The 24,263-nt window shown below is 36.9% G+C and carries 16 protein-coding genes; 5 read left to right on the top strand and 11 right to left on the bottom strand.

Annotated features, from left to right (window positions below; all coding sequences use genetic code 11):
- Positions 1-45 precede the first annotated feature (45 nt).
- From ACEN25_RS05315 to ACEN25_RS05300, 4 genes are read right to left on the bottom strand one after another with little or no spacing between them, the layout of a single operon-like run.
- Positions 46-909: a glycosyltransferase family 2 protein gene (locus ACEN25_RS05315; protein WP_441802001.1), complete on the bottom strand. Its 864-nt coding sequence runs from the start codon at positions 907-909 to the stop codon at positions 46-48.
- The gene (locus ACEN25_RS05310) at positions 887-1,945 is read right to left on the bottom strand and encodes a hypothetical protein (RefSeq protein ID WP_441802000.1); all 1,059 of its coding nucleotides are present in this window, start codon (positions 1,943-1,945) and stop codon (positions 887-889) included. The genes ACEN25_RS05315 and ACEN25_RS05310 overlap by 23 nt, the downstream gene beginning before the upstream one ends.
- On the bottom strand, positions 1,914-3,029 hold the full coding sequence (locus ACEN25_RS05305) for a glycosyltransferase (RefSeq protein WP_441801999.1): 1,116 nt from the start codon (positions 3,027-3,029) through the stop codon (positions 1,914-1,916). The genes ACEN25_RS05310 and ACEN25_RS05305 overlap by 32 nt, the downstream gene beginning before the upstream one ends.
- Positions 3,001-4,488 (bottom strand): glycosyltransferase, encoded by a 1,488-nt coding sequence (locus ACEN25_RS05300; RefSeq protein WP_441801998.1) that lies wholly within the window; start codon positions 4,486-4,488, stop codon positions 3,001-3,003. Before ACEN25_RS05300 ends, ACEN25_RS05305 begins: the two co-directional genes overlap by 29 nt.
- Positions 4,489-4,905: 417 nt before the next feature.
- On the opposite strand from ACEN25_RS05300, the gene uvrA reads away from it, so the two are divergent.
- On the top strand, positions 4,906-7,446 hold the full coding sequence (gene uvrA / locus ACEN25_RS05295) for an excinuclease ABC subunit UvrA (protein ID WP_441801997.1): 2,541 nt from the start codon (positions 4,906-4,908) through the stop codon (positions 7,444-7,446).
- A gap of 21 nt (positions 7,447-7,467) precedes the next feature.
- On the opposite strand, the gene ACEN25_RS05290 is transcribed toward uvrA, so the two are convergent.
- The 6 genes from ACEN25_RS05290 to ACEN25_RS05265 form a co-directional block, all read right to left on the bottom strand.
- Positions 7,468-8,193 (bottom strand): DUF3891 family protein, encoded by a 726-nt coding sequence (locus ACEN25_RS05290; RefSeq protein WP_441801996.1) that lies wholly within the window; start codon positions 8,191-8,193, stop codon positions 7,468-7,470.
- A 112-nt stretch (positions 8,194-8,305) separates the two neighbouring features.
- Positions 8,306-11,074 (bottom strand): sugar-binding domain-containing protein, encoded by a 2,769-nt coding sequence (locus tag ACEN25_RS05285; protein WP_441801995.1) that lies wholly within the window; start codon positions 11,072-11,074, stop codon positions 8,306-8,308.
- A 27-nt stretch (positions 11,075-11,101) separates the two neighbouring features.
- Complete coding sequence (locus tag ACEN25_RS05280) at positions 11,102-14,398, bottom strand: DUF5107 domain-containing protein (RefSeq protein ID WP_441801994.1); 3,297 nt, start codon at positions 14,396-14,398, stop codon at positions 11,102-11,104.
- A 10-nt stretch (positions 14,399-14,408) separates the two neighbouring features.
- On the bottom strand, positions 14,409-17,246 hold the full coding sequence (locus ACEN25_RS05275; RefSeq protein ID WP_441801993.1) for a sugar-binding domain-containing protein: 2,838 nt from the start codon (positions 17,244-17,246) through the stop codon (positions 14,409-14,411).
- A gap of 32 nt (positions 17,247-17,278) precedes the next feature.
- Positions 17,279-18,679: a sugar porter family MFS transporter gene (locus tag ACEN25_RS05270; RefSeq protein WP_441801992.1), complete on the bottom strand. Its 1,401-nt coding sequence runs from the start codon at positions 18,677-18,679 to the stop codon at positions 17,279-17,281.
- A gap of 5 nt (positions 18,680-18,684) precedes the next feature.
- Positions 18,685-20,283, bottom strand: a complete 1,599-nt coding sequence (locus tag ACEN25_RS05265) for a glycoside hydrolase (RefSeq protein ID WP_441801991.1) — start codon at positions 20,281-20,283, stop codon at positions 18,685-18,687.
- Positions 20,284-20,585: 302 nt separating this feature from the next.
- On the opposite strand from ACEN25_RS05265, the gene ACEN25_RS05260 reads away from it, so the two are divergent.
- Positions 20,586-21,494, top strand: coding sequence for an AraC family transcriptional regulator (locus tag ACEN25_RS05260; RefSeq protein ID WP_441801990.1), 909 nt, complete (start codon positions 20,586-20,588; stop codon positions 21,492-21,494).
- Positions 21,495-21,533: 39 nt separating this feature from the next.
- On the opposite strand, the gene ACEN25_RS05255 is transcribed toward ACEN25_RS05260, so the two are convergent.
- The gene (locus tag ACEN25_RS05255) at positions 21,534-21,830 is read right to left on the bottom strand and encodes an STAS domain-containing protein (RefSeq protein WP_441801989.1); all 297 of its coding nucleotides are present in this window, start codon (positions 21,828-21,830) and stop codon (positions 21,534-21,536) included.
- Between the two features lie 400 nt (positions 21,831-22,230).
- Here ACEN25_RS05255 and ACEN25_RS05250 point away from each other — a divergent pair, with 400 nt between their 5' ends.
- The 3 genes from ACEN25_RS05250 to ACEN25_RS05240 all read left to right on the top strand — a co-directional run bounded on the left by ACEN25_RS05250 (position 22,231) and on the right by ACEN25_RS05240 (position 24,244).
- Entirely contained in the window at positions 22,231-22,554 is a 324-nt protein-coding gene (locus ACEN25_RS05250; RefSeq protein ID WP_441801988.1) for an STAS domain-containing protein, read from the top strand.
- 71 nt (positions 22,555-22,625) lie between these two features.
- Positions 22,626-23,270 (top strand): hypothetical protein, encoded by a 645-nt coding sequence (locus tag ACEN25_RS05245; protein ID WP_441801987.1) that lies wholly within the window; start codon positions 22,626-22,628, stop codon positions 23,268-23,270.
- Positions 23,271-23,452: 182 nt separating this feature from the next.
- Positions 23,453-24,244, top strand: a complete 792-nt coding sequence (locus ACEN25_RS05240; RefSeq protein WP_441801986.1) for a WxL protein host-binding domain-containing protein — start codon at positions 23,453-23,455, stop codon at positions 24,242-24,244.
- Positions 24,245-24,263 lie beyond the last annotated feature (19 nt).

The raw sequence follows: 24,263 nt of genomic DNA, 5'->3' as shown, positions 1-24,263 counted from the left end.
GCGGTTTTTTTGTTTTAAGACTTAGGCATTTGTATATCTTACAATCTACGCAAAAGGTTCATTTGACACTCTATATTTTTCTATTGTATTATTATCTGGTAACTGTGCTATAGAATAGGTATTTGTACTAGTGTCAAACGCTACAAATCCTGCTTCATCAAAGGCTTTTAAGGCTTTTTCCATAGGCCAGATATTCCATTTTTTATTAAAGTAATTTGCGTTATTAACGATTCCTTCGATTTTGTCTAAGGGTGGACGCACAAAACTATGTTGTTGATGAAATGCGATAGCTGGTGATAAGAAAAATTTCATCCCGGCAGCTTTTGCTTTAAAAGCAAAGTCTGTATCCTCTGCTCCATAACCTTTATATTCTTCGTCAAAACCTTGAAGTGCTTTAAAGTCTTGTTTAGTCATTGCAAAACATAAACTCCAGAATAGTTCATAATGATCTGTATGAGTAACTTTAGCGTGGAATGGACGCCGTGGATGCAACATACTTTTTTCAATTAAATCTATAGTTTCTACTTGAGTTACCTGCTCATTTAGATATCTCGGGGTAGCCATTATTAAACCTTTATAAGTATCTAGTTGATTATTTAAATTTTTTATATAATTATGCTCTGGTATACAATCTACATCTAGAAATAACAAATGATTAGTTTCTGCTAATTCTGCTCCCAGGTTACGCGCATTTGCAATGGGCAATAAATTAGCTTTATCGCTTATGATATTATTTAAATTAATAGTTAACGGCCCATTATAATCAAGATTTAGTTTGGCGTCCATATTAATAATTATAAGCTCTTTAGGATGTATTGAATTGCGTTCAACACCACGAATTAAATTATTAAGATGCTCTTGTCGGCCATAATGAATTGTTATTACACTACACGCTGCTATTGATATCATATTCATGTTCTTTTGAAGCATTAATTACGGTTTTGAAAAATTCCTGAATTTGGGCAGCCAGTTTGTCAACTGTAGTAAAATAATGCTCTGGTGCTTTATAAGGTTTAAAAGTTTTGGCTTTATCGATAAGGGGTTTTAAATTATGAACATCTACTTTGTAAGCTATATTCAGGTTTTCAAGTATTGTAGCTGTAGTTTCTTGTTCTAAATAGGGACGCTCTTCGGGAAATGCTAAAAATTTTTTACCAAGGCTAATCATTTTTAAAACCATATTAGTTCCGCAACTTGCGATTACAATCGTATCCTTATGGATAAAATCTTCTATTCGTTCTACAACACCTTGATAGGTTATATTTTCGTTTTTAATAGTAGGGTCTACAGGTCCTATTATTTGAATGCTGTAATCTGGAAACTGCGCTAAGAGTACAGGTAATAGAGTTGTTATAGCTGTACCGCCAAAACCGGTAACGATTGTTATATCATAAAAAGGTTTTTCGTGTTGGATAGATTGTTTTTCTGGTTTATCTATAAAACCTAAATAACACGTTTTAGCTATTATCCATGCAGGTGTATCAATACTTTCAAAATCTTTAGGGTAGTACGCTAATAGAAAGAGGGCTCCTCGGTATGCTTCAGTATGCGCAAGGTCTGAGCGATTTCCGGGCATTCTTCGGTACACATAAGGAACAGAAGATACCCGGGCTAATGCTGCAATCTCTACACTTACATCAACAATTAAGAGATCTATTGAGAATTTTTGTAATGCCTCTAAAATATACGTGTTGCGTTTTAAAATCTTAGACAAACCTACTGGTGAATAATGTAAATATTTAGGTTTATTGTAAGAGTCTGGCAATAATTGGGTTCCGTCAAGATCCTCATTGGGTAAATGCTGCACCTCAGCATTATCTGGAAAGTTATAGAGCGAATCTGTAAGTATTACACAATTAGAACCATAACCTTCTGCAAACCTGCTTGCATAGCGAGAATGCCCACTTCCGTGACTATGTGCGTAATACGCTATTTTGTGTATCATATAAAAATTGGCTTATTTCTAATATATGATCATACAACTCTATATAATCATCTACCATACGCTCATAAGACATATGTTCTTCTGCATAAGTTCTACAAACATTTGGATTTATATTCTTTACTTTATCTAGTGCTTCTGCGAGCTGATTTACGTTTCCTTTTTCAACAATTACAGCTACTTTATCATTTAAAATTTCGTTTACTGCTCCAGTATCAAAAGCGATTAAAGGTGTTCCCGTCGCAAGTGTTTCTGCTAGAACAAGACCATAAGGTTCATCCCAAAGACTGGTAAACAAACAACATTCACTTTCCAGTAACTCTTTATTTATTTCTGCTTGATTTAAATGTCCTAAGAACGTTACAAGAGGATGATTTATATATTTTTTTATGTAAGTATCATAATACTCCTGAGCTTCCTGATCTACAGGTCCTGCCAATCTAATTTTTTTGTTTTTTAATAAAGCAGCTTCAATAGCTAGATGTGGTGCTTTTTCCTTACATATACGACCATACCAGAATACAAAAGAGAAAGACTTATGATTGATATATTCCCAGCGACTAATATCGATACCGTTGCGAATAGTTGTACACGAGGGTATATATTCTTCCCACTGCTTACAAAGACTATTACTCACGGAAGTAAAATACTGATTGTGTAAATCTTTTAAAATAAGATTGGCTACTTTTAAATCGGTTAAGGGTGGTGTATGTAAAGAGGTTATTACTTGCTGTGGTAACATATTTCCAAGCAGTAAGGCCTGTATATTTAATGAGTGATTGTGTATTATATCATATTTCTTAGATTTTATCTGATTAAATACACGACTATAGTTAATAAGATGCCCTAATTGCAAATTTTCAAACACCGGATAATCATTACTATTTAAATTTTCAAACACGTCATCTCTAAATTTGTCTATTGCAACCAAGTTTGCATTTGTTCTGCTTTTATGATGTGCATATAAATCTACTTGATGACCGCGATCTACTAATGCATCTACCAGAAGGTGGGTAATCATTTCTAATCCACCAGCATAAGGTTCTGCAATAGGAAACTTAGCGTGGGCAATTATTGCTATTTTCATAAGTTAATTGATATTGAGTTGTTAGTTGATTGATATAGTTTTTATATAATTTGATATTAAAAAAATACATTCCGCAAGCCAATAATAAACTGTAACAAAAAATTGAAATACCTAGGAAATGTAGTCGATGATTAACAAATATCATTGCTATACACTGTATAGGTATAACTAGATACAGACTATCATAAACAGGTTTAAAACGCGATTGAACTTTTGAAGTTCTTTTAAAAGGAAGTTTTGAATCTATAAAATAGGTAAGCCAGTATATACTTGACTGAAATACCAACCCCTGGTGGAATATGAAAGCTTTTATTGCTAAGTAAAAAGTGGCTGTAGATTGTAAAAAACTATAAAATTTAGAAAGATGACTTATAATAAGTGAGACAATTGTTATGGGGACAATATAAAGCACCGATGCAGCGGTTACTAAATTAAAAGAAATTGACATCGCACTAGTTAAAAGAATTAAATACGAAAATAAATTGAAATTAAACCAGCAGGTGAGTTGAGGAATTAACTTTGTCTTTATCGCAACCGGAAGTTTTTTTGAATTTAATAAATAAATTAGATTTTGAAAATTCCCATAAATCCAACGTTCGCGTTGTTTAATAAATTCTGCAGGCTCACTAGGCGCTGCTCCAGAACCTATAACACGATCTATATATTTGGCGCTGAAGTTATTTTCAAATAATTGTATTCCTAATTGAGCATCTTCGGTTATAGATACAGTTGGCCAACCACCCAATTTTTCTAATGATTCTCTATTAATTACAGATAAGGTCCCGGTAGGAAGACTTAAACTTTCGCTAGCTGAAGATTTAGAATAAAATTCAAAATAATGATTGAATTCTACATTAACAGGACAATCTATATCTAAATTATTATAGTGTTGTGGATATTGTATTAAATTATGATCATTATATATATAGTCACTATTTATAAACTTTAAAGCATTTAGGTTAAGTTCATAATCTGCATCTACCGTAAGTATCAAATCAGTCTGTGGGTGTATGTATGGCAACGCTTCGTTTAATGCCCCTGCTTTAAAATCTTTTACGTTTAAGAAATTTAAAAACTTAACTTGGTTCGAAAACTGCTCACAGTAGGTTTTTATAGGTTTCCAGTATGTAGAATCTGGTGTATTATTATATATAACTAAAACTTCAAAGTGTGAATAATTTTGATTTATTGCCGCTTGTACCGTTTTTAAAACAGTAGATACTGGCTCTTTATAAATCGGGATATGAATACTAATAAAAAGTTCGTCATCTGCTACTCTATTTTGCTTTAAACTTAAGGTTGATCTATTATTTCTAGTTTTAATAAATGCCAATGTTGCAACAAATGCAAAATTTATAATTGCAAATATGTATAGATAAATTACACTAAAAAGCATCACAATGATAGTGCCTGTAAAAAAGCTTATTAATAGTAATAATTTAAAATTACGTGAAGTCATGGCGCAAAATTTTTGACCAATTTAGACTACAAGATTATATGACTATTAATAATGAAAAGTTAAATCACTTTAATGCTTTCTTAATTATAATAATTTTAAGAGTTATAGGTATTTAATTTTCACTTACCTCATCAATCATAACTATTTGGTTTTATATTGTATAAACTAAATAATACTTTAGAACTATTGATTTTAAAATTTAAGCAACATTGAAGCAATATCTTAGTGTTATTATTTTTAATAATATACTTTTAAATAAATTAACTACCAATTGCGGTATCAGTAATTAGTACCTATAATACTTTAAAATTCACAATTTGATTTTGGGATAGTTTTAACCAGCTCAAACCTTAAAGTTCTCTCAAATCTAAAGCTCTCAATAGGCTTCTTGGTAAGTTTGCTATTCTAGCTAAGTATATGAAAGAAAAGTTTGATAAAAAGTCGCTAAAAGAAGGTTTTGTAACCATACAGGGCGCACGCCAGCACAATCTTAAAAACGTATCGCTCGAGGTGCCCCGAGATGCACTGGTGGTGTTTACCGGAATATCAGGTTCGGGTAAATCTTCACTTGCTTTTGGTACGTTATATGCCGAAGCGCAGCGCAGGTACCTCGAATCTGTTTCTCCCTATGCCCGTAGGTTATTTCATCAAATGCCCATTCCGGAAGTTGATGCGATAGAAGGACTGCCACCGGCGGTTGCCTTACAACAACAACGCAGCTCGGGCTCTACCCGTTCGTCTGTGGGGTCTGTGACTACCTTATCTAATTTGTTGCGTATGCTGTATTCCCGAGCTGGAGATTATCCTAAAGGTCAATCTATTTTATATGCAGACTCCTTTTCTACAAATACGCCCGAAGGTGCCTGCCCCGAGTGTCACGGTCTGGGTAAAGTTTACGAAGTGACCGAAAAAAGTATGGTGCCAGATGATACCTTAACCATTAGAGAACGCGCCATTGATGCCTGGCCTAAAGCCTGGCAGGGTAAAAATCTGCGTGACATTCTGGTTACTCTGGGTTACGATGTAGATACCCCCTGGAAAGATCTTCCGCAGAAAGATCGGGATTGGATTCTCTTTACAGACGAGCAACCTCAGGTTCCCGTGTATCGAAATTTTAACCGGGAAGAAGTAAAACAAGCTCTAAAAGATGGTCTTCAACCCAGCTATAAAGGAACTTTTATAGGAGCAAAAAAACACATTCTACAGACGTTTGCTAATTCACAAAGTGCATTGATGAAAAAGCGGGTGGCTAATTATATGGTGAGCAGCATATGCCCTGCCTGTCACGGTAAACGTTTAAAGCGTGAGTCGCTTTCTGTAACTTTTGAAGGTTATGATATCGCCGATATTTCAAAATTGCCCTTAAAAAAATTACAGGCTATTTTTAAACCCTATAGTAATGGCTCTGCTCCTGCTCTAAAAAAATTAGGCAAAGACCATAAAGAAAAAGTGTTAGTTGCACAGCGCATTGCTGAAGATTTAATCGCCAGGGTAGCTGTATTATTAGAACTGGGACTGGGCTATTTGTCATTAGAACGCAACACACCTACCCTATCACCCGGTGAGCACCAGCGGTTACGACTGGCAACTCAGGTGCGTAGTAATTTATTTGGTGTGGTGTATGTTTTAGATGAGCCATCTGCTGGCTTGCACCCTGCAGATACCGAAGCCTTATTAAAGACCTTAGACCGACTAAAAGCAAGCGGAAATTCACTATTTGTAGTAGAACACGAGTTAGATTTAATACGTCACGCAGATTGGATTGTAGATGTAGGCCCTGAAGCAGGTGAAGGCGGTGGTGAAATTTTATACAGCGGTCCGCCACAAGGCTTAAAAGAAATTAAGCGTTCAAAAACCGGAAGGCATCTTTTTGATGAATTACCGTTCAAAAAACCTGTAGCCCGTGAATCTTCCGGTTGGCTAAGCTTAAGTGGAGTAACCCGAAACAATCTCAAAAATTTAGAAGTTTCTTTTCCCTTAGGAGTACTAACCAGCGTTACCGGAATTTCAGGATCGGGTAAAAGTAGCTTAGTAAGTCAGGTTTTGGTAGAATTAATGACAACCTACTTCGGAAACAGTATTCCCGCAGAAGAAGAGTTAGAAGATGAGCTTCAACAGGATGTCGTTACTACCTTAGGCGGTACCATCACTGAAGGTGCTGAAAATCTGAAGCGGATGGTTGTGGTTAATCAAAAACCTATTGGTCGTACTCCACGCTCAAATTTGGCAACATATACCGGTTTTTTTGATGCTGTACGTAAATTATTTGCGACAACACCATTAGCTAAATCCCGCAAATACAGTGCGGGCCGTTTTTCTTTTAATGTGGGAAAAGGGCGTTGTGCAAATTGTGAAGGCGAAGGTTTTGTCATGGTAGAATTATTATTTCTGCCCAGTGTTTATGCGCCCTGTCCTGTTTGCAACGGTACGCGGTATAATAACGAGACCTTAGAAGTTACATATAACACTAAAAATATTGCACAGGTGTTAAATATGACGGTTAACGAGGCGCTGTCTTTTTTTAAGGAAGACGATCGCGTCAACCGCACGCTTAGCGTTCTTCAGGAAGTAGGTTTGGGATATTTACGTCTGGGACAGCCCGCTACCGAACTTTCGGGTGGTGAAGCGCAACGTATTAAACTCGCTAAAGAATTACAACGCACAAACCGTGGAAACACCCTGTATATTCTCGACGAGCCTACTACAGGATTGCATCCCTCAGATGTTGAAAAGTTGCAAGTACAGCTAACAAAATTAGTTGATGCCGGCAATACGGTTATTGTAGTAGAACACGATATGCAAATTATTGCTGCAAGTGATTGGGTAATAGACATAGGCCCAGGAGCCGGTGACGAAGGAGGTACTGTAGTTGCAGCAGGAACACCAGAAAAAGTCGCACAGCATAAAGAAAGCAAAACTGCAGTTTATTTAAACCGAAAATTAAACGGAACAACTTAATTAAGCCAATAGCTTGAGAAATTAGGATTTTTTAAAAACTATTTTAGAAAATCCTATTTCACTTTCTTTAAATGCTTTGTAGAAGGTTTCGCTATTTTTAAAACTACGCTGTTTTAAAATGTGATATTCATAATTAATGATAACCTCATCCTCTTGAAAGGGCCACGGATTAATTATCAACTCACCCTCCTTATCGCACAGGTTGTGAATAGTATCTCCCAGCGCATCATTAATTTCGTAAGAACGATTTGCATCGGGAAGTTCGTCCTGACAAATCATTAAACTAAGCCGATCGCAAAAACGTACGATTCCATATAAAAAATTATAAGTATCTGTTTTTAAGTTATAGGCTTTCATCGCTTGCTTATCAAGATCACAATTGATTGTGGATACCAATCCTGCTTCAAAAACCTGCGGAGATAGAAATTTTAGATGACTACATACTAAGGCAGCCACCAGCAATGATCTGCTTTTTAAACCATTCAAAATTTCTTCAGCCTTTTTACCAAGCTGCGCCTCGGTAACATCAGGTTTATCAAAAGATACCGGTTGCCCCAGATCATTAAGTTGACGCGTATAATTAAAATCGGTTTCCCGGGTTTCATGAAAAGCGATAGCCGCTATAACATCGGCAAAATAAGCGTTCTTATATTTATTTTTTAATTGATGTCCTATATAACAAGCTATATGCGCGTGGTGTGTTTGCGTAATTATACGGGTTCCGTTTATGTCTGCACTTACGATCATATCCGTAAATATAACAGGACTTAACTATACATTGTTCTACTTTAATATAACTTTAAATGCATAAAATTACTTACGGAAATTTTCTTAAAAAAGATCTGCTGGCAATTCTGTTCTACTTTTTAAATGCAGTAAGAACCATAGGTGCTAACTTATTTGTTGGCTGAAATTCTTCCGAAGCCATATAGTTTAAAATACTGTTGCGTAATTGACGGGCAACAGGTCTGTTTTTTAAATCGGTGGAAAGATCTATAGCCGAAAACACCAATTTTCCGTCGCCTACCTTCGCTTCAAACAGATTTGCCAGATCGTGATTGGTAACAAAATTATCAATCACTCTTACGATAGGTTTCATTTGAAGTCCGTCAAGTTTTACAGATTTTGACTGAATACATAAATCCCACCACTGCCACTGACTATAAGTAGAAGTAGGAAAATCTGCTAAAGCTTTATTTTTAGTATCTATCAGCAATCCCATAGTTCCCGGCTGATCAGGAAAATGCACCGGACTCCAAAACACCGGTACAAAACGCCCTTCAATTCCCTTTAATTCTTCAAGCTTCGGATTAAAAAATACCGTTTTACCCAATTTTAAAGCTGTAGTTGCTTCTTCAAATGATTGCGTAGTTACAATAGTTTGTGCAGGAGTCACACGCTCTTTAGGATATACCCAAATAGACCAATTATTTACATAATTAGTACCCTCAAGTTTTAATTCTAGTGACCAAACATCAGCTTTATCAATTTGAACTGAAGTTTCTAATATCCCTAAATCAACATTATTTCCTAGCGCAAGGTTTAAAATTTCGACACGAGTTTCTTGTTTTAAAGTTCCCTTACTGTCTTTTAGCGTAGCAAGTAATTTTTGATTTTTGAGTTCTTTATAAAAATTGGCGATTTCTAATTCGATCTTAACAGTTTCTCCCTGTTCATAAACCGCTTTTTCAAATCGAGCTAAGGGTACGAGCTCAATATTAAATGTTTTAAATTCTTCACCCGAAATAATTCCTTTAGATTCCCAAAATGCATTTAACAACCCTACCAAGGCAGTTCCCTGGCCGGGAAAATCTTGCAATTGCAATAACTGAAATCCATCAAAACCGGGGGTTTTTAATGCACGCTCTATTTCTTCTTTATAAAGCATCGCAGCAAGTTTACCCGATGCCCGAGTAAAATCTGAAGCAAGAGCTATTAGCCCCTTTTGCTCTAAATCATTTTTAACGGCAACAAAATTATGTGGTGCAAGAACTCCTGTATATTTGGGGATTTCGCTTAAATCTGGATATACCGAGTATTGACCGATTTCATGAGAGATCATAGGTATTTTGAGATGCGAACTTGTAGCCGTATAATCCTGATCAAAATGTGGTGCTTTGCTATTAAAAATACCTTGTCCGCGTACCCAGCCTTTTTCGGTGTACTGCGTTATAAAAAACTGATCTTCAGGCTCGGGACGTAACCCTGCAGGTTTCTGAAACGAATAACTAGTTGTAGCATACAGATGTCTAGAATCTTTCTTTTTTAAATCTGCTACCAAATCATTTAACACGTTAAAATCACCCTCTAACTCATTACCCATCGAGAAGAATAAAAAAGAAGGGTGGTGCCCATAGTCTTTTAAAATCTTATCTGCTTCTTGCTGTAAAAATGTAGTTGTAGCAGTATCTTCGCCTACCTTTAAACTCCAGTGGGGCAATTCTACCTGTAAATACATTCCGGCTTTATCTGCTGCTGCAAAGGCCGCTTCGGGCGGACACCAACTGTGAAACCGTATATGGTTTAAGCCGTAATCTCTGGCTTGCTTATAAAGGCTTGCCCACTCAGCTTCTTGCATAGGCGGATACCCGGTAAGTGGAAAAATAACACACTCTAAGTTTCCTCTTAAAAATATTCTGTGGTTATTTAAGTGCAATTGCGCATCTGCTGTAGTTACAGTTCTGTACCCAAATTCCTGAGCAATCTGTTCTTTTTCAGTTTTTAAAACCGCCTTATATGTCACAGGGTTAAACTCATCCCAATGCTCTACATTTTCTGGTTTTTGAATGGTTATTTTAATAAGATTTCCATCTTGCTTTGGCGCTGTTATAGGCTGCGAAAAAAGTACACTTCCATCAGCTTTTTGAATTTCTAAACTGAAGTCTGAAGGATTATTTTGTGTCGTCTCAAAAACAAAATCGAGCTGTTCATTTTTAGTATCTGAATACACCTGAAGATTAGCAATCGTTGCTTTATCTGAAGCGGTTAAGGCTATTTCTCCTAAAATACCATTCCATTTTATCTGCGTGTGATTTGTGTAGGCATGTGCCATTTCCTGATTAACTTCAATAGGATAGCGATCACCCGTTACATTAATATTTGGGTGAAAATCTGAGTTGTCTATTAGCACCGTAAGGCTATGTGTCCCCGGAGTTAAATAAGCACCCAACTCATAATCGTGACTACCTATTAAACTTTCACAACTGGCAACCTTTTTATTATCTATAAATACAGTTGATTTCCACAATACGCGTTCGAGTTTTAAATTAATTTCTTTGCCACTCCAGTTTTCAGGAATTGTGATTTCTCGCTGATACCAGGCTTTACCAATATATTGATGCTTACGTGCCAGATTAGACAACACATAATTGTTAAGAGCCGGAGTAAGCGTATCTGCGGTTCCTATACCGGCATCATCTAATGTACCCGGTAATGTTATAGCCTGACCCTTCAGAGTCTTTGCAAACCATTGCGATGCTTCCCCCGCATTGAGCGAATCTAATTTTACCTGCCAGTTACCAGCAAGATCCATGCGATACGTATCACCAGCAGTTATGTCTGATTTAATTGCAGTATTACAAGCGTTTAGCGCAATGATTAGTACAATACCCGTAAAAAATTTAAACATAAAATGGAATTTTATAAGTTAGACTACTTAAGATTGCAAAGCCATCTTACGATGTAAATGCGCCGGAAGGTGATACAAATCTTCTTGTAAAACCTTACTAAGAGCTTTTTCGGCAGCTGCCAAATCATTAAGACCTAAGGCTCCCAGACCTATTAAATACTCGCAATGCATGCGGTTACGAACTTGCAAATCTTCTTCCCAGATCAATAAATCGGGTAACGAGATCGCAAAATAATCGAGTTTCACTGCGTCTTCTTTATGCGCTTCTCCATAATTTTTAAGGTTTTCAAAACGCTTTTGAGCTTCGGCCTGCTCCCCTAATTTTAGCAGGGCTAGACCCTGATAAAATATTTTATCTGGTTGCTGGTCGTTGTAAAATATCGCCGGGCTTGGGTCACTCAGTCCTTCAGACGCTTTTTGCCACGCTTCTTTTGCAGACTGTGTTTTGCCTAATTGCTCATAGGCACAACCTAACCAATAAAAGATGTCATTTTCCTGTGAGCCAAAGAGTTTACCTTCCCCTAAATTGTGAGGGTATTCCTGAGCGGCTTCCAGATGGGTTATCGCTTCCTCTGCCCTACCATTGTTTAAAAGTTTTTTTGCTAATTCTACGTGAGTATTTATGTGCTGAAAAGGAACTTTCCCCTCACCACCTTCCCACGGGTGAAACTGTCGTGATTCTAGCATTTCTAAAGCTTTCTCGTGGTCGCCTTTAAAATTATATAAAGCAATGCGCTCTAAATACAAATCATCTCGAGACTGGGTTAAACTCAAGTTTTGTTCTAAAAGTTCTAAACGTGCTTCTACGGAAACATTTATCTTTTTGTACAACTGATCCAGCTCCATCAACAAACGTGCGTCTGTAGGATCTAATTTAAATGCCTGTTCTAAGTGCTTACGTGCTAAATCTTTTTGATCGGTTTTATTGTAATACAATAAGGAAAGGTTACGATGACAAATAGCATTGCGCTCATCAAGTTGTATTGACGCTTCCCAGCAATTTTGCGCCTCTTTGTATTGACGAGAAGCATACCAAAAATTACCCAAATAATATGAAGCTTTAGCATCTGTAGGGTCAAAGGCAAAGGCTGCCTGCAATGCAATTACCTCTTCTAAACGGTTTGGAAAACAATAGTCCTGTGAAAATTCCTGAGCCTTTTTAAACCATTCTGAAGCCTTAGTATTATCTTCTTGTTGCTGATAGAAATACCCTATAAAATACCCCACTAACGGATACACTTGCTCTCCCTGAGCTATCTCTTTTAGCAATGCAATTGCCTCATCATACTGTCCTGCCTGTGCATAATCAAGAGCAAACTCAATATAATTATGCTGGTAGCCTCGTAGTAATTCTTTAAAAGTTACTAATTCTTCTTGATCACCGGTTAGCAGAAAGCGCTCATAACGTACTCCAAAATTAAAACGGTCTATCTTTAGTGAATCTTCAATAAGCTGAAGTGCCTCATCTTTGTTTCCTGTTTTTCTTAAGATAATCGCCTTTAAATGTCTTGCCTTGTGATTGTGCCAGTTGCTTATTAAAGCCTTATCTACTAACTCGCGTGCCTTATCAAAATCTGTACGTTCGCAATCTATTTGCGCGAGATTAAAATAGCCCGCAGCTTGCCAGGCAGCATTCCAACAGGATTTAAAGAAGGCCGCATACGCCTCATCTTTTCTACCTAAATAGTTGAGAACAATACCCTTATTAAAATAAGGTTCGCCGTCATAGGGATTAGGATTCCTGGTTGTAAGTGTTTCTATAGCAGTATTAAAATATACAAGCGCCTCTTCAAACTGACCGCGCTTCATCTTCCACAATCCCATGGCGTTATTACAACGTACATCACCGGGAGCGCGCTTTAAAGCTTCAAGATAATAGGCCGTCGCATCAAAGGTGGCGTGTCGGTATTGCTCAAGATGCAACCCATTTAAAAATAATTGCTCTACTGTATCTATCTCCTGAGGTTCTTTTGCTGCTTTTGCCGCTTCAGGAATTTCTTCTACGCTATCATCATCAGGCGACCAACTCACCAAGACTTTACCGTTAGCATCAGTAAGCGTTGCCTTTAAGTCTTTATAGTCTGCAGTAGCCGTATCTATTAAGGAATCAAAACCGGTTGTAGGATCCAGATCAAACGTTTCTTCAAGAAAAACGTGATCTGCAGCGGTTAGGCTAACTTTTGCATTCTCATAGATACCCGTGACATAGAGTTTTAATCTTGCCTTTCCGTTTTCCATTTCCAAATTAAGTAAGGCTTCTTTAGTGGCATTTTTTACCACACCTACGTTGTAATACGGCATAAAATACTGCTTAAAACTTTTCTCTTCGTAAGGATGCATCCACGAGAAATCTGGCTGATTGTCTGTGTAAACACCACACATAAGCTCAATATATGGTCCGTCTTCATCGGTTAAGTTACGATCCCAGGCGTGACCAAAATCACCATTACCCCACGTCCATTGTTTTTTACCCGGCGACACATTATGATCTGCTACGTGTAATAATCCGCCTTTACTATCATTCTCATAGCCGCCTACAAAATCGTATTTTGAAGTAATTGCCATATAAGATGTAGGTACAGGAATATTCTTGTATCTAGAAATATCGGTGCCTGGCGCATAATCTACTTTATAATATTCTCCTTTTGCGATAGGAAATTCAGACACATCACGCTTACCGTGATCAAAAACCGCATTTACATCTGGAGGAAAAACAGACTGATACTCATCATTAACAGCTACTGCAGGATTTGCCCACCATAAAAACGTTTGCGGGTGTGGTGTACGGTTATATAACTGTGCTTTTATTTCTAGATAGGCTTTATCTGGATGCAGTGTAAAACCTGCCATACCCTTAGTGCGGAACATACGCTCGAGTTCACTAACCCATACGGTTATGCTTCCATCTTTGTTTTCTTCAATATAAGAATCTGTAGGATCATATGTACTGGGTCTGTGGTGTTGTGGCCAGTTAAATTCTATACCACCAGAAATCCACGGACCGGTTAATCCTACTAGTGCAGGTTTTATAACATGATTATAATACACAAAATCACGCTGACGTATTTTGTCATAAGCACGCTGTATTCTTCCTCCTAAAGCTGGGAGGATCATGAGCTGTATATAGTCATTTTCTATAAAAATAACATCCCATTCTTTGTCTACTTTCTCGTCACTTATCTGCTCAATTACCGGGTGCGGATACACAGAACCCGTACTGGCCTGATACACGCGTTTTTCTAAAAATACGGGATATTTTTCTGGTGTTCCTACTTCATACGTAGGGATTACAACGGTTTCTCTCCAAGCTTTAACTGTACTCATTCTCGTATTCTTAATATTTATTAGACGTGTAAAGTGCCTTAATTTTATTGATATCTAATTCTTGAGTAGGATTAAAGGCATCGCCACTCATATATTTTTTTAAACTAAAAAGTAGTTGTTGAGCTTCAATACGATTTTTAAGATCTGTATGTAAATCAATTCCTGAAACCAGAAGTTTTCCATTACCTACTCGCGTTTCAAACAACAATCCCAGACTTCGGTTTTCAAACCAGTCGTCTATAACACGTACTATAGGTCTTAATTCTGAACCAAATTCATCAAGAATTATCGCATTGCTGTGCGTCATAGCATCCCACCATTGCCAGTTAGAATGGTATTCCGTAGGAAAATCTGCCAGCGCAGGATGATTAGGGTCACATAAAATTCCTAAGGTAGTTGGCTTTTCACCACGCGTCCAGGCAGTGTTCCAGAAGATGCTCGAAAAACCGATACCGATATCACCGCCTTTATCTGTTGCAAGAGCCCCTTTTGTCCCGTTTAATAAAACGCTGCCACCTTGTTCTAAAAATGCCAGTGTTGTTGCATCAAGCTTTTCCACTACCCGGACTTTACTATTTAATACTTCTTTCTGTGCGGGATATACCCAAATGTCCCAGCTGTTTGTAAACTCCTCAACAGAGACACTTAACTTTAATTGCTGCGCTGTTTTTATATTATTGAGCTGAAGCGAAATTTCGCCTAATGCAATCCCATTACCTATTTGTAAATCCTGAGTTGGGAACGTTCCTTTTTCTACGGTGTTTCCGTTAGTATCATTTATAACCCAGGATGGAGTGACATTTAGTAAAGGTTCTGGACCATAATGTGCCAGCTCTACCGAAGCATTTAGCGTATCACTGTTTAGAAAGGTGCGTTTTTCTAAACGTGCTAATGGTACAGTCTCCCCACTAAAAGATCTAAATTCTGCCGGACTCACATATCCTTTTTCTTCCCAGAACGCGTCAAGAACACCTACCAATGCGGTGCCCTGTCCCGGAAAATCGGATAATCCCAAAAGTTGAAAACCACCAAAATCTTTAGTTCGCAATGCGGCTTCAACGTCTGCTTTATAGCAAAGGGTTTGTAATTTTCCCGATGCTAAAACCAGACTATCTGCCAGATGACCTAAGTGATGCTCTTCTAAGGTTTCTTTAAAAATCTCAAAATTTTTCGGTTTTAAAACTCCCGTGTATTTTGACATTTCTTTAAAATTAGGATACACGCACCATTGCCCAATCTCGTGGCTTACATAGGGCATTGGGATTGTATCTGTTATACTTCTAAAGTCAAAAAGCGTTTGTGGTGCTTTACCGTTTATCACACTATTGAGTCCCTCGCCCCAGCGCTGTACCCGCGCATCCATATTGCTGTAATAATCCAGATTATCAAGATAAGGGCGATCTGCAGCACCGGTATACAATCTGCGGTTATCTATAGTTCTAAAATGATCCACGTATTTGCGTAAATAGGGTTTGTGATTTCTACGCAAAGGCTCATTACCTGAGGTCATTAATACAAAGGATGGATGATTACCATAGGCATCTAAAATATCCTGAGTTTCCTGGTATAACCATTTATCTACCGGAAAGCCGTCTCCTATAGACGAATTTCCGTTAGGCCAGGTTGATGCTTCTGCTTGTATGTAAACGCCCAGCTCGTCTGCGGCGATAAAAGCAGCCTCAGGCGGACACCAAGAGTGAAAACGTACGTGATTCAATCCGTGGTCTTTTACAACGCTCATAATACGTTTCCATTCTGCTACGTCTGTTGAAGGATAACCTGTAATAGGAAATACGGCGCATTCTAAAGTTCCGCGTAAAAAAACCGGACGATCATTAATTACTAACTGCTGCCCATTTGCTTTAAAATCTCTAAATCCAAAACTAATTGTTTTAGTATCTGTACCGCTTTCTGACTGAAGCGTAAGATTCATCTCATACAAGTTGGGCGTAAATTCATCCCAAAGCAACACCTCATCTACGGTATAATTCAGGTTAAAATACCCTGCGGAATCGAGTGTTATGTGTTCAGATACTTCCTTAAACTTTTGTGTATTTGCTCCCGTACCGTTGATAGCTATTTTTAAAACAACCTGTTCTTCTGTCTCAATTGAACCATTTAATTTTCCGCGAAGCGCTACTGTTTTTGTTGCCGCATCAGGATATAAATTAACCTGCTGTAGAGAAATTAAAGGCTTTGCTTCCAGCTTTATTTCACCTATAATCCCATTCCAGTTGGTCTGCGTATGATCGGTCATACTGTGGGCATTTATACCAGGATTTATGTCCTTAATTGCATTATCGATACGTATAGAAATCAAATGCTTCCCAGGAGTTAGTTCGCCCAGATTGTAGCTATGCGGCGTCCCAAGACTGTTTTGCATTCCTATACGATCTGAATCTACCCAAACTGTAGTTTCCCAGTGTGGTCGCTCCAGATAGAGTTGTGCATTTTTGCCTTTAAAATCTTCGGGAATCGTAACTTCTTTTTGGTACCATGCTGCGCCTACATAATGCGTATCTGGCTGTAGCCAGAAAGGAATTTTCACATTCCCCGGTTTACGGTATTTAGCATATTTATCTATGGTATACCAGGCGCTATCTACAATTTGACCCGTCCATTTTGTATCAACACTAATTTTATTTCCCTTGCCATTAGTTGTCATCGAACCGGGCAGTTCTACCGTTTCTTCAAGTTTTACGGTGTACCATTTTTCGGCTTCGCCTTGATTGAGTGAATCAATTTTAAAATTCCAGCTACCCGAAAGGTCCAGGGATTCAGTTTGATTTGATTTACACGAAATAAGTGCCACTGCCACGCAAATAAAAATGCTGAAGACGTGCTTCATATATTGAGATTTAAAGAGATTAATATTGTGAATTATGTATTCTTTGTAAGTTCAAACTCAATTTCTTCAAGACTTTTCCCTTTAGTTTCGGGCAGTTTCTTTTTAATAAACAGAAAACCAAGAACACAGATCCCGCTGTAAACCCAAAACGTGCCATAAGAACCTAACAAATCATTTAAAATAGGGAAGGTAAATGTGAGGATAAATGAGGCTACCCATAATGAAAAAGTAGCAATAGACATCGCTACGCCTCGTAAGCGATTGGGGAATATTTCTGATAGAACCACCCAGGTAATAGGTGCCAGTGACATCGAGTAAATTGCGATGGCAACAATCACTAAAATTAAAACCGGCCACCCTTTAAAATCAAAATAATACGCTCCGCCTAATAATGCATAGACCAGTGCCAGACCAACAGAGCCAAAAAGCATTAATTTTCTACGTCCCCAACTGTCAACAGTACGCATGGCGACAAAAGTAAAAATGAGGTTTACACTACCCGTAATGATGATATTGAACAGCATATCGCCAACACTATATCCTGCGGCGGTAAATATTTCTTCTGCATAGTTGAAGATGATGTTTATACCGCACCACTGTTGAAAAATTGCCAGTACAATCCCAATGATTAATACGGGTAATACTTTAGAACTGCGCAATTCTGAAAACTGAATTTTACGTTGGCTTCCTTCGGCAAGCGTAAGCTTCATCGTATCAAGTTCTTTGCGGGCGTATGCTGTCCCACCAATTTTTTCTAGCACGCCAAGCGCAGTTTGATCTTCGTTGATTTTGGCTAAGAATCGCGGACTCTTAGGTACTAAAAACATAAGGATAAAGAATAATCCTGCAGGGATTAATTCTGCCCAAAACATATAGCGCCAACCGGTTTGTCCATTCCAGGAAGTTAACATTTGAGATGCGGTCTGATCATCTGGTATCGCATCTGCAATTAGATAATTAGCGATTTGAGCTGCAAGAATACCTATTACGATGGTCAACTGATTAATAGCTACAAACTGCCCACGATATTTAGCAGGTGCAATCTCTGCGATATACATAGGCGATAACGTAGAAGCCAGACCTATACCTAGACCTCCTATTAATCTGTAAATTATAAAAGGAGTAAATGTGTCTACATAGCCGGTACCAAATGCAGAAAGTGTAAATAGAGCAGCCGCAAAAATTAGTGGGATTTTTCGACCATAACGATCTGCAGCAAGCCCCGAAATTACCGCTCCAAAAATACATCCCACCAGAGCGCTACTCATTGCCCAGCCTTGTAGCGAAGGCATTTCATTTATACTAAAATAGAGCTCATAAAAAGGTTTGGCACCACCTATAACAACCCAGTCATAACCAAAAAGAAAACCTCCCATCGCCGATACAAGCGCGAGAAAAAGCAAATACTTAAAATTAAATTTAGTGTGTTCCATAAGTTTTAATTACCGGGGTGTAAGCTTTCGCTGGTTAGAGTTGTTATACTGCGTGGAGCAAGTTTAAGTTGGTTTCCTGTCAACTTACGATGCTGCAAATTTTGCGTTTCTGAAGTTTCATAAGCGTGTTTAAAAACCACTTTTGATGCATCTAATGCTATGTGCTGTTCCTGGTCTGCATAATTGATTAAAACCAGAACAAGAGCTCCTGTTTCCGGGTTTTTATAGGCTGAAACCATCAGGTCGCTATATTGTTCTTCAAGGCTTTTTTGGGTTGAATATGATGCTGAAATCCGCTGAAAACCGGGACGAATAAATCTGGAGTAATTTCCTAATGCCCACAGCAGTTTAGAATCGTGAAAATCACCGTCTGTTTTTAATGAGGTTCGATCATATCTATTTTCAGAATTGCCGGTGTCTATATAAATCAATCCATCTTTATAATCTACTCCTGTAATTGCCGTCCACCATTGCCAGGATTTGGCATTCGATAAAGTGAGATCTGCGTGAATAACGCGTGCTACATAAAGTGCAGTTGCCATACCTAAATCACGGGTATTACCGCTACCTATATCCTCTGTATTTTCAAGAATACAAAATTCACTTTGCCAGTAATCTACATTATTTTGAGTAAGGGATTTGTTTAGTTTTTGTCTGGTTTCTATTAATTTAGAAACAGGCCAGGTCGTAAAATAACTATGTCCACTAACGGAAGCGCTTAAATTTTCTAAATCACCTAGGTAGTTAACAGAGTCAGCCGTGTAAAATGCTTCAATCTGATTCCCTCGATTGGGCTTGCCATTAGCTTCGTATAGAAATTCTAATTCGCCTGCTTCGGTTATGGTTATTGTGGTTTTGAGCTTATTTTCAAGAAGTTTTGTATTTAAAGACTTAACCAAAGTTGCAATATTGGAGTTGGTTGCCGGTGTTCCTTCCTGATTAGGCTTTTCCCAATCCCATTGGGGTTCATTTACCGGACTTATATAATCAAACTCAATTCCTTCAGTTTTAAAGTGCTTTAAAAAAGCAATCATAAAATCGGTATAATCCTCAAAATGCCGGGGTTTTAAATTGAGTTCACCATCTTTAGTAGCAGCATATCCTTTTCCGTTGAGTGACCAGATTACGGGAGGTGCGTTTAAAAAAGCCAAAAATTGCTCAACCCCGGCATCTTTCGCCTGGCGTAAAAACCACTGTTGGCCTGCCTGCTTATTCCAGTCGTAAATTCCGGAGGTATCTATAAAAGATTCTGCACGGCGCCACTCATTGCGTATTTGAGAATCACGACCTTGCTCTGCCGTACCCGCACCTATATTAAATCGCCATATCGAAAGTGCAATGCCTTTAGGATTACCACTCGTATCAACTTCTTTACTGAAAAGCCAATCTGCCATTTGTTCTTTTTTCGCCGCAGGCCAATTTGCTCCTATAAACTGACAACGCCACGCATCTGAAGCGCCAAAACCATCAATTTCCTGATAAATAACCGAATCATCTATTACAACTTTTAGTTCCTGACCCTGTAAATTGAGCCCAAAAAAACAGAGGAATACCCCAAGAATATTCTTCGTAATTAACCCGAAATGCAGTTGTCTTTTGAGCATTTTTTAAAACTTAGAATTAGTTAGCTTAAGATACTTATTTACAATCTAATTAGTAATTTTCAGCTACTTGCTAACTTTATATCACCTACAAATATATCGTTTTCGCTGTGCTACCAAATAGACTAAAAAACGGAAAACCTGTAAAATATTCCGATTGTATAAGTTTACTGCGTCAACTAAAATTCTATTGTGATTTTAAATTAGAACTTAAACAAACCTCATTTTAACAGGAATAATGTTAAATTCCTAAATGTAAATAAAGAGTATTTCATTTTAGAATGTGATTACTAAAGTATATTAATATGGATTATATACCGAAATACAAAAAGATAAAAGATGGCTTTGTGGGACAGCGTATGATTACCCTACCTCCTAATGTGCAATATGAAATAACACAAAACCCTCTCATACAAGACTTTTACACAACAGCACTGGGTCATTATCCTCAGGCGATTTATCATGATCGAAAACGTAGATTAGGGAGTAAAGAATACATACTTCTTTATTGTACTGAAGGAAATGGACAAATCACATTAGGTGAAAACAAATATGATCTCAAACCCAATACCTATATAATCATTCCGCCACATGTGAGCCATCATTACCAAAGTTCGACTCAAAATCCATGGACGATTTACTGGTCTCATTTTGTAGGAAGCAAAGCAGATCTTTTATACGACCGTTACATTTCTATTCCTGTTGAAAGGGTACGTGCTATTGCGCGCAGTGAAACCAGGCGAAAAGAATTTATAAAAATTATGGGCATTTTAGAGTCTGGTTATGAGATGCAGGACCTGGAACTTGCTAACTTAAGCCTATACAATTTATTGGTTAATATGATTTACAGTAAAGTTGATATATCAACTGCAGAAAAAACAGATGCAATCTCAAAGTCTATTGAATATTTAAACAATAATTTAAATAAAACCTTTAAAGTGGAAGAAATTGCGACCCAGCAAAATCTATCGGTTTCCCGTTTTTCTGAACTTTTTAAATTAAAAACGGGCAACTCCCCTATTCAATATTTTAATAAACTAAAGATTCAGAAATCATGTCAATATTTGTATTTCACAGATTTAAGTATAAAGGAAATTTGCGCTAAAATAGGTTATGAGGATGCCTATTACTATTCAAAAGCCTTCAAGAAACTTATGGGTATGCCGCCATCTACCTACAGAAAAGAGTATAAAACAGAAAGGACTAAGGGTTAATTTGGGTAGCAATGTAATACAAAAACGCAATACATAGATTTAGCAATCCTCAAAAAGTGTTTCTAACTTTAAGACTTTAAATGCCTTAAGAATTCTATTGTTGTTAACACGACGTATCGTAATAGATTTATTTTTTTTATCCTGCTTTTTAATAAATTTTTCGAGGAAAAACACACATTCTACATCTATTTTACTAAGGCTTGATAAATCTATAATTAAACGCGTATTCGTCTTTAAATAGGCTTTTAAAATTTCGTCTATTAATTGAATCGATTCTACAGCGAATACACCATTCAGTTTAATTATGGAACTATCTATTTCTACTTTTAACGTCATGGCTTCGACTTTGAATTAATATCGTGAACTATAAGCTATTGCAAATCAATACTCATCAAACACTTCCTGGTAAAAATATTTTTAGTAAAGTCTTTTTCGCTTTTTTTTTGATAAAATCCTTAGAAGTATCTTTCAACTACGCATTTCTATCGTCAAAATAAATTAATTAGCGATAAAGAAATACGAACATCTGCTCTTCTTTACAAAAAAAACAATTTTAGGCTGTTTAATATCTTAACATTTTCACTACGTAAAACACTAATATTCAAACATTAATTAAATAACATTTCAATTTAAACATATAAAAAGGCTGCTCGTCTATACACAAAGGGTAGTTATCGAAATTTCTTACACATATCTAATTTGAATGAGAATCTTTGAGAAACAAAAACCCACTTATATGTTTTTCTTAGATAGTTCTAAACACGAGATAAAAATTACAGGAGAATTATCCTGTAAAAACGTATCTGAAATCCAATTGAAAATTGAATATGCTTTAATGCGCTTTAAAGATGTCACAATCAATATAAATGGTATAGAAATTATAGACAGTTCAGGTGTATTTATGCTGTATCTCATTAAAAAATTAGCTAATGAAAATGAAAAAATACTAAACCTGATAGGTCTGGAAAATGAAGCTTTCAAAAAAACATTAAAAGGAACAGGAGTAAGTGATTTATTTGTTGAGCGCTTTTGCAAGCCGACATTAAGGAAGAATACCTAAATCGTAAAAATTATATTAAAACAGAATATCAAAATTATAATATCTAAACGTTAACCTTAAATCCTTTTATCATGAAAAATTTAAAAAATTACCTCGTATGTGCCGCTGTAGCCGGTTTTCAGTTTGTAAACGCTCAAGACAACAATGATACGAATATCGCTTCGCATATTCTCAATGTTGATGTTCCCGAAGTTGCTTTGTTAGACATCTTTGATGCTAACACAAATACAGAAGCTGCAGCCATTTTATTTGATATGTCTGATGCTACAGTATCTGGTATAAATGCCGAAGCCGGTTTATACGACTTTCAAGCATTGAGTTACACAAACCTGTACCTCAACTACACTAGTGTTGTGGCAGGAGCTTCTAATGCAAATGGTTATGATTTAACGCGGAAAATAAACGTAAGGTTTGAAACTGGCAGCACGTTTCCCGGTAATCTAGATCTAAGAATCACTCCTGATGCTCCTGTAATTGTAACAGATGGTGGTACAGTAGACTCTGCAGGAACTGTGGTTGCTACAGGTGTTGCCCTGGGAAAAACGGTACCAGTAGGTACAGATGCGTTACTGGTAGATAGTATTGAAAGTGTTTATACCGGTGATGATAATCAAGGTGTAAAATTAACCTACACTGTAGAACAGAATGGAAATTTTGCAAGTTTTAAGGCAGGTAGTTATCAATCTACTATTGTATACACACTAACAGACTTATAAAATATAAGTGCTTATAAAAAAGCTCTTTACGAAGGTGAAGGGCTTTTTTTTTACCCTATTCATAAGAATATAAATTCTTATCACAGTATCAAATATTCCACTGGTCTAAGGCAATTATACATCTACCGAAAATAACGATAAAGCGTTTTTTTCAACTTTAAATTTATAGTAAATAACTATTTATGATGAAAACAACATTCTATTCTACCGCCCTTTTTTTACTGGTTTTATTTAAAAGTCAAGCCGGTGTAATTGTATTAAATGGTCTTACACATACCTTCTCTGGAAACTCAGGTGAGTATATTCAGGGCGAACTCGTTCTAATGAACACTACAGACCAGGAGCAGCAAATTGTGTTTAAATTAAATGACGCCATTTACTCTTGTGGAAATGACAGAATCTTTAGCGATTCTATTACTCACGAACAATCTTCTAAGTCGTGGTTTGAAGGAAACCTAATGGATAAATTTATAGGACCTAAAGAAAAATTTGTTTACAAATATCAAATTAAAATACCTGAAGACAAATCAATAAACGGCACGTTCTGGTCTGTTTTAATGATCGAAATAGCAAAACCCGTAAAGAAAGAACATCTCACACGCCAAATAGATTTAAGTACCAAAATAAGATATGCCGTAGGCCTAATAACTCACGTAAATCAAGCTTCAAATGTCGAACTTGATTTTACAGATGTGCATATCAACAAAAATGAGCTAAATGAAAATTCTCTAAAAATAAACCTGCTCAACAAGTCAAAATATGTAGAAGGTGTACAATTAAATCTAGAGGTTTATGATGAAGAAGGGGAGAATATTTTAAAATCTAAAACCAAGCGTTTAATGGTGTTTCCTGGCATGTGTATAGATTATAACCTCGACATATCTACCCTAAAGAAAGGAACCTATCAATGCATTCTCACAGCAGATTCACGAAAGGAATACATAGGCACTAATATAAGTCTCAACATCAACTAGTATTTTATAAAAACGAATG

Source organism: Leeuwenhoekiella sp. W20_SRS_FM14 (assembly GCF_052119605.1).
Lineage (GTDB): Bacteria > Bacteroidota > Bacteroidia > Flavobacteriales > Flavobacteriaceae > Leeuwenhoekiella.
The sequence above is the reverse complement of the archived record's forward strand: the minus strand, read 5'-3'. Positions and strand labels throughout refer to the sequence as shown.

Excerpts from the sequence above, each read along its gene's own strand:
- ACEN25_RS05290 (WP_441801996.1), bottom strand. The coding sequence starts at position 8,193 with ATGATCGTAAGTGCAGACATAAACGGAACCCGTATAATTACGCAAACA.
- ACEN25_RS05285 (WP_441801995.1), bottom strand. The coding sequence starts at position 11,074 with ATGTTTAAATTTTTTACGGGTATTGTACTAATCATTGCGCTAAACGCT.
- ACEN25_RS05250 (WP_441801988.1), top strand. The coding sequence starts at position 22,231 with ATGTTTTTCTTAGATAGTTCTAAACACGAGATAAAAATTACAGGAGAA.
- ACEN25_RS05280 (WP_441801994.1), bottom strand. The coding sequence starts at position 14,398 with ATGAGTACAGTTAAAGCTTGGAGAGAAACCGTTGTAATCCCTACGTAT.
- ACEN25_RS05275 (WP_441801993.1), bottom strand. The coding sequence starts at position 17,246 with ATGAAGCACGTCTTCAGCATTTTTATTTGCGTGGCAGTGGCACTTATT.
- ACEN25_RS05245 (WP_441801987.1), top strand. The coding sequence starts at position 22,626 with ATGAAAAATTTAAAAAATTACCTCGTATGTGCCGCTGTAGCCGGTTTT.
- ACEN25_RS05305 (WP_441801999.1), bottom strand. The coding sequence starts at position 3,029 with ATGAAAATAGCAATAATTGCCCACGCTAAGTTTCCTATTGCAGAACCT.
- ACEN25_RS05265 (WP_441801991.1), bottom strand. The coding sequence starts at position 20,283 with ATGCTCAAAAGACAACTGCATTTCGGGTTAATTACGAAGAATATTCTT.
- ACEN25_RS05310 (WP_441802000.1), bottom strand. The coding sequence starts at position 1,945 with ATGATACACAAAATAGCGTATTACGCACATAGTCACGGAAGTGGGCAT.
- ACEN25_RS05260 (WP_441801990.1), top strand. The coding sequence starts at position 20,586 with ATGGATTATATACCGAAATACAAAAAGATAAAAGATGGCTTTGTGGGA.
- ACEN25_RS05300 (WP_441801998.1), bottom strand. The coding sequence starts at position 4,488 with ATGACTTCACGTAATTTTAAATTATTACTATTAATAAGCTTTTTTACA.
- ACEN25_RS05240 (WP_441801986.1), top strand. The coding sequence starts at position 23,453 with ATGATGAAAACAACATTCTATTCTACCGCCCTTTTTTTACTGGTTTTA.
- ACEN25_RS05270 (WP_441801992.1), bottom strand. The coding sequence starts at position 18,679 with ATGGAACACACTAAATTTAATTTTAAGTATTTGCTTTTTCTCGCGCTT.
- ACEN25_RS05255 (WP_441801989.1), bottom strand. The coding sequence starts at position 21,830 with ATGACGTTAAAAGTAGAAATAGATAGTTCCATAATTAAACTGAATGGT.
- ACEN25_RS05315 (WP_441802001.1), bottom strand. The coding sequence starts at position 909 with ATGATATCAATAGCAGCGTGTAGTGTAATAACAATTCATTATGGCCGA.
- uvrA (WP_441801997.1), top strand. The coding sequence starts at position 4,906 with ATGAAAGAAAAGTTTGATAAAAAGTCGCTAAAAGAAGGTTTTGTAACC.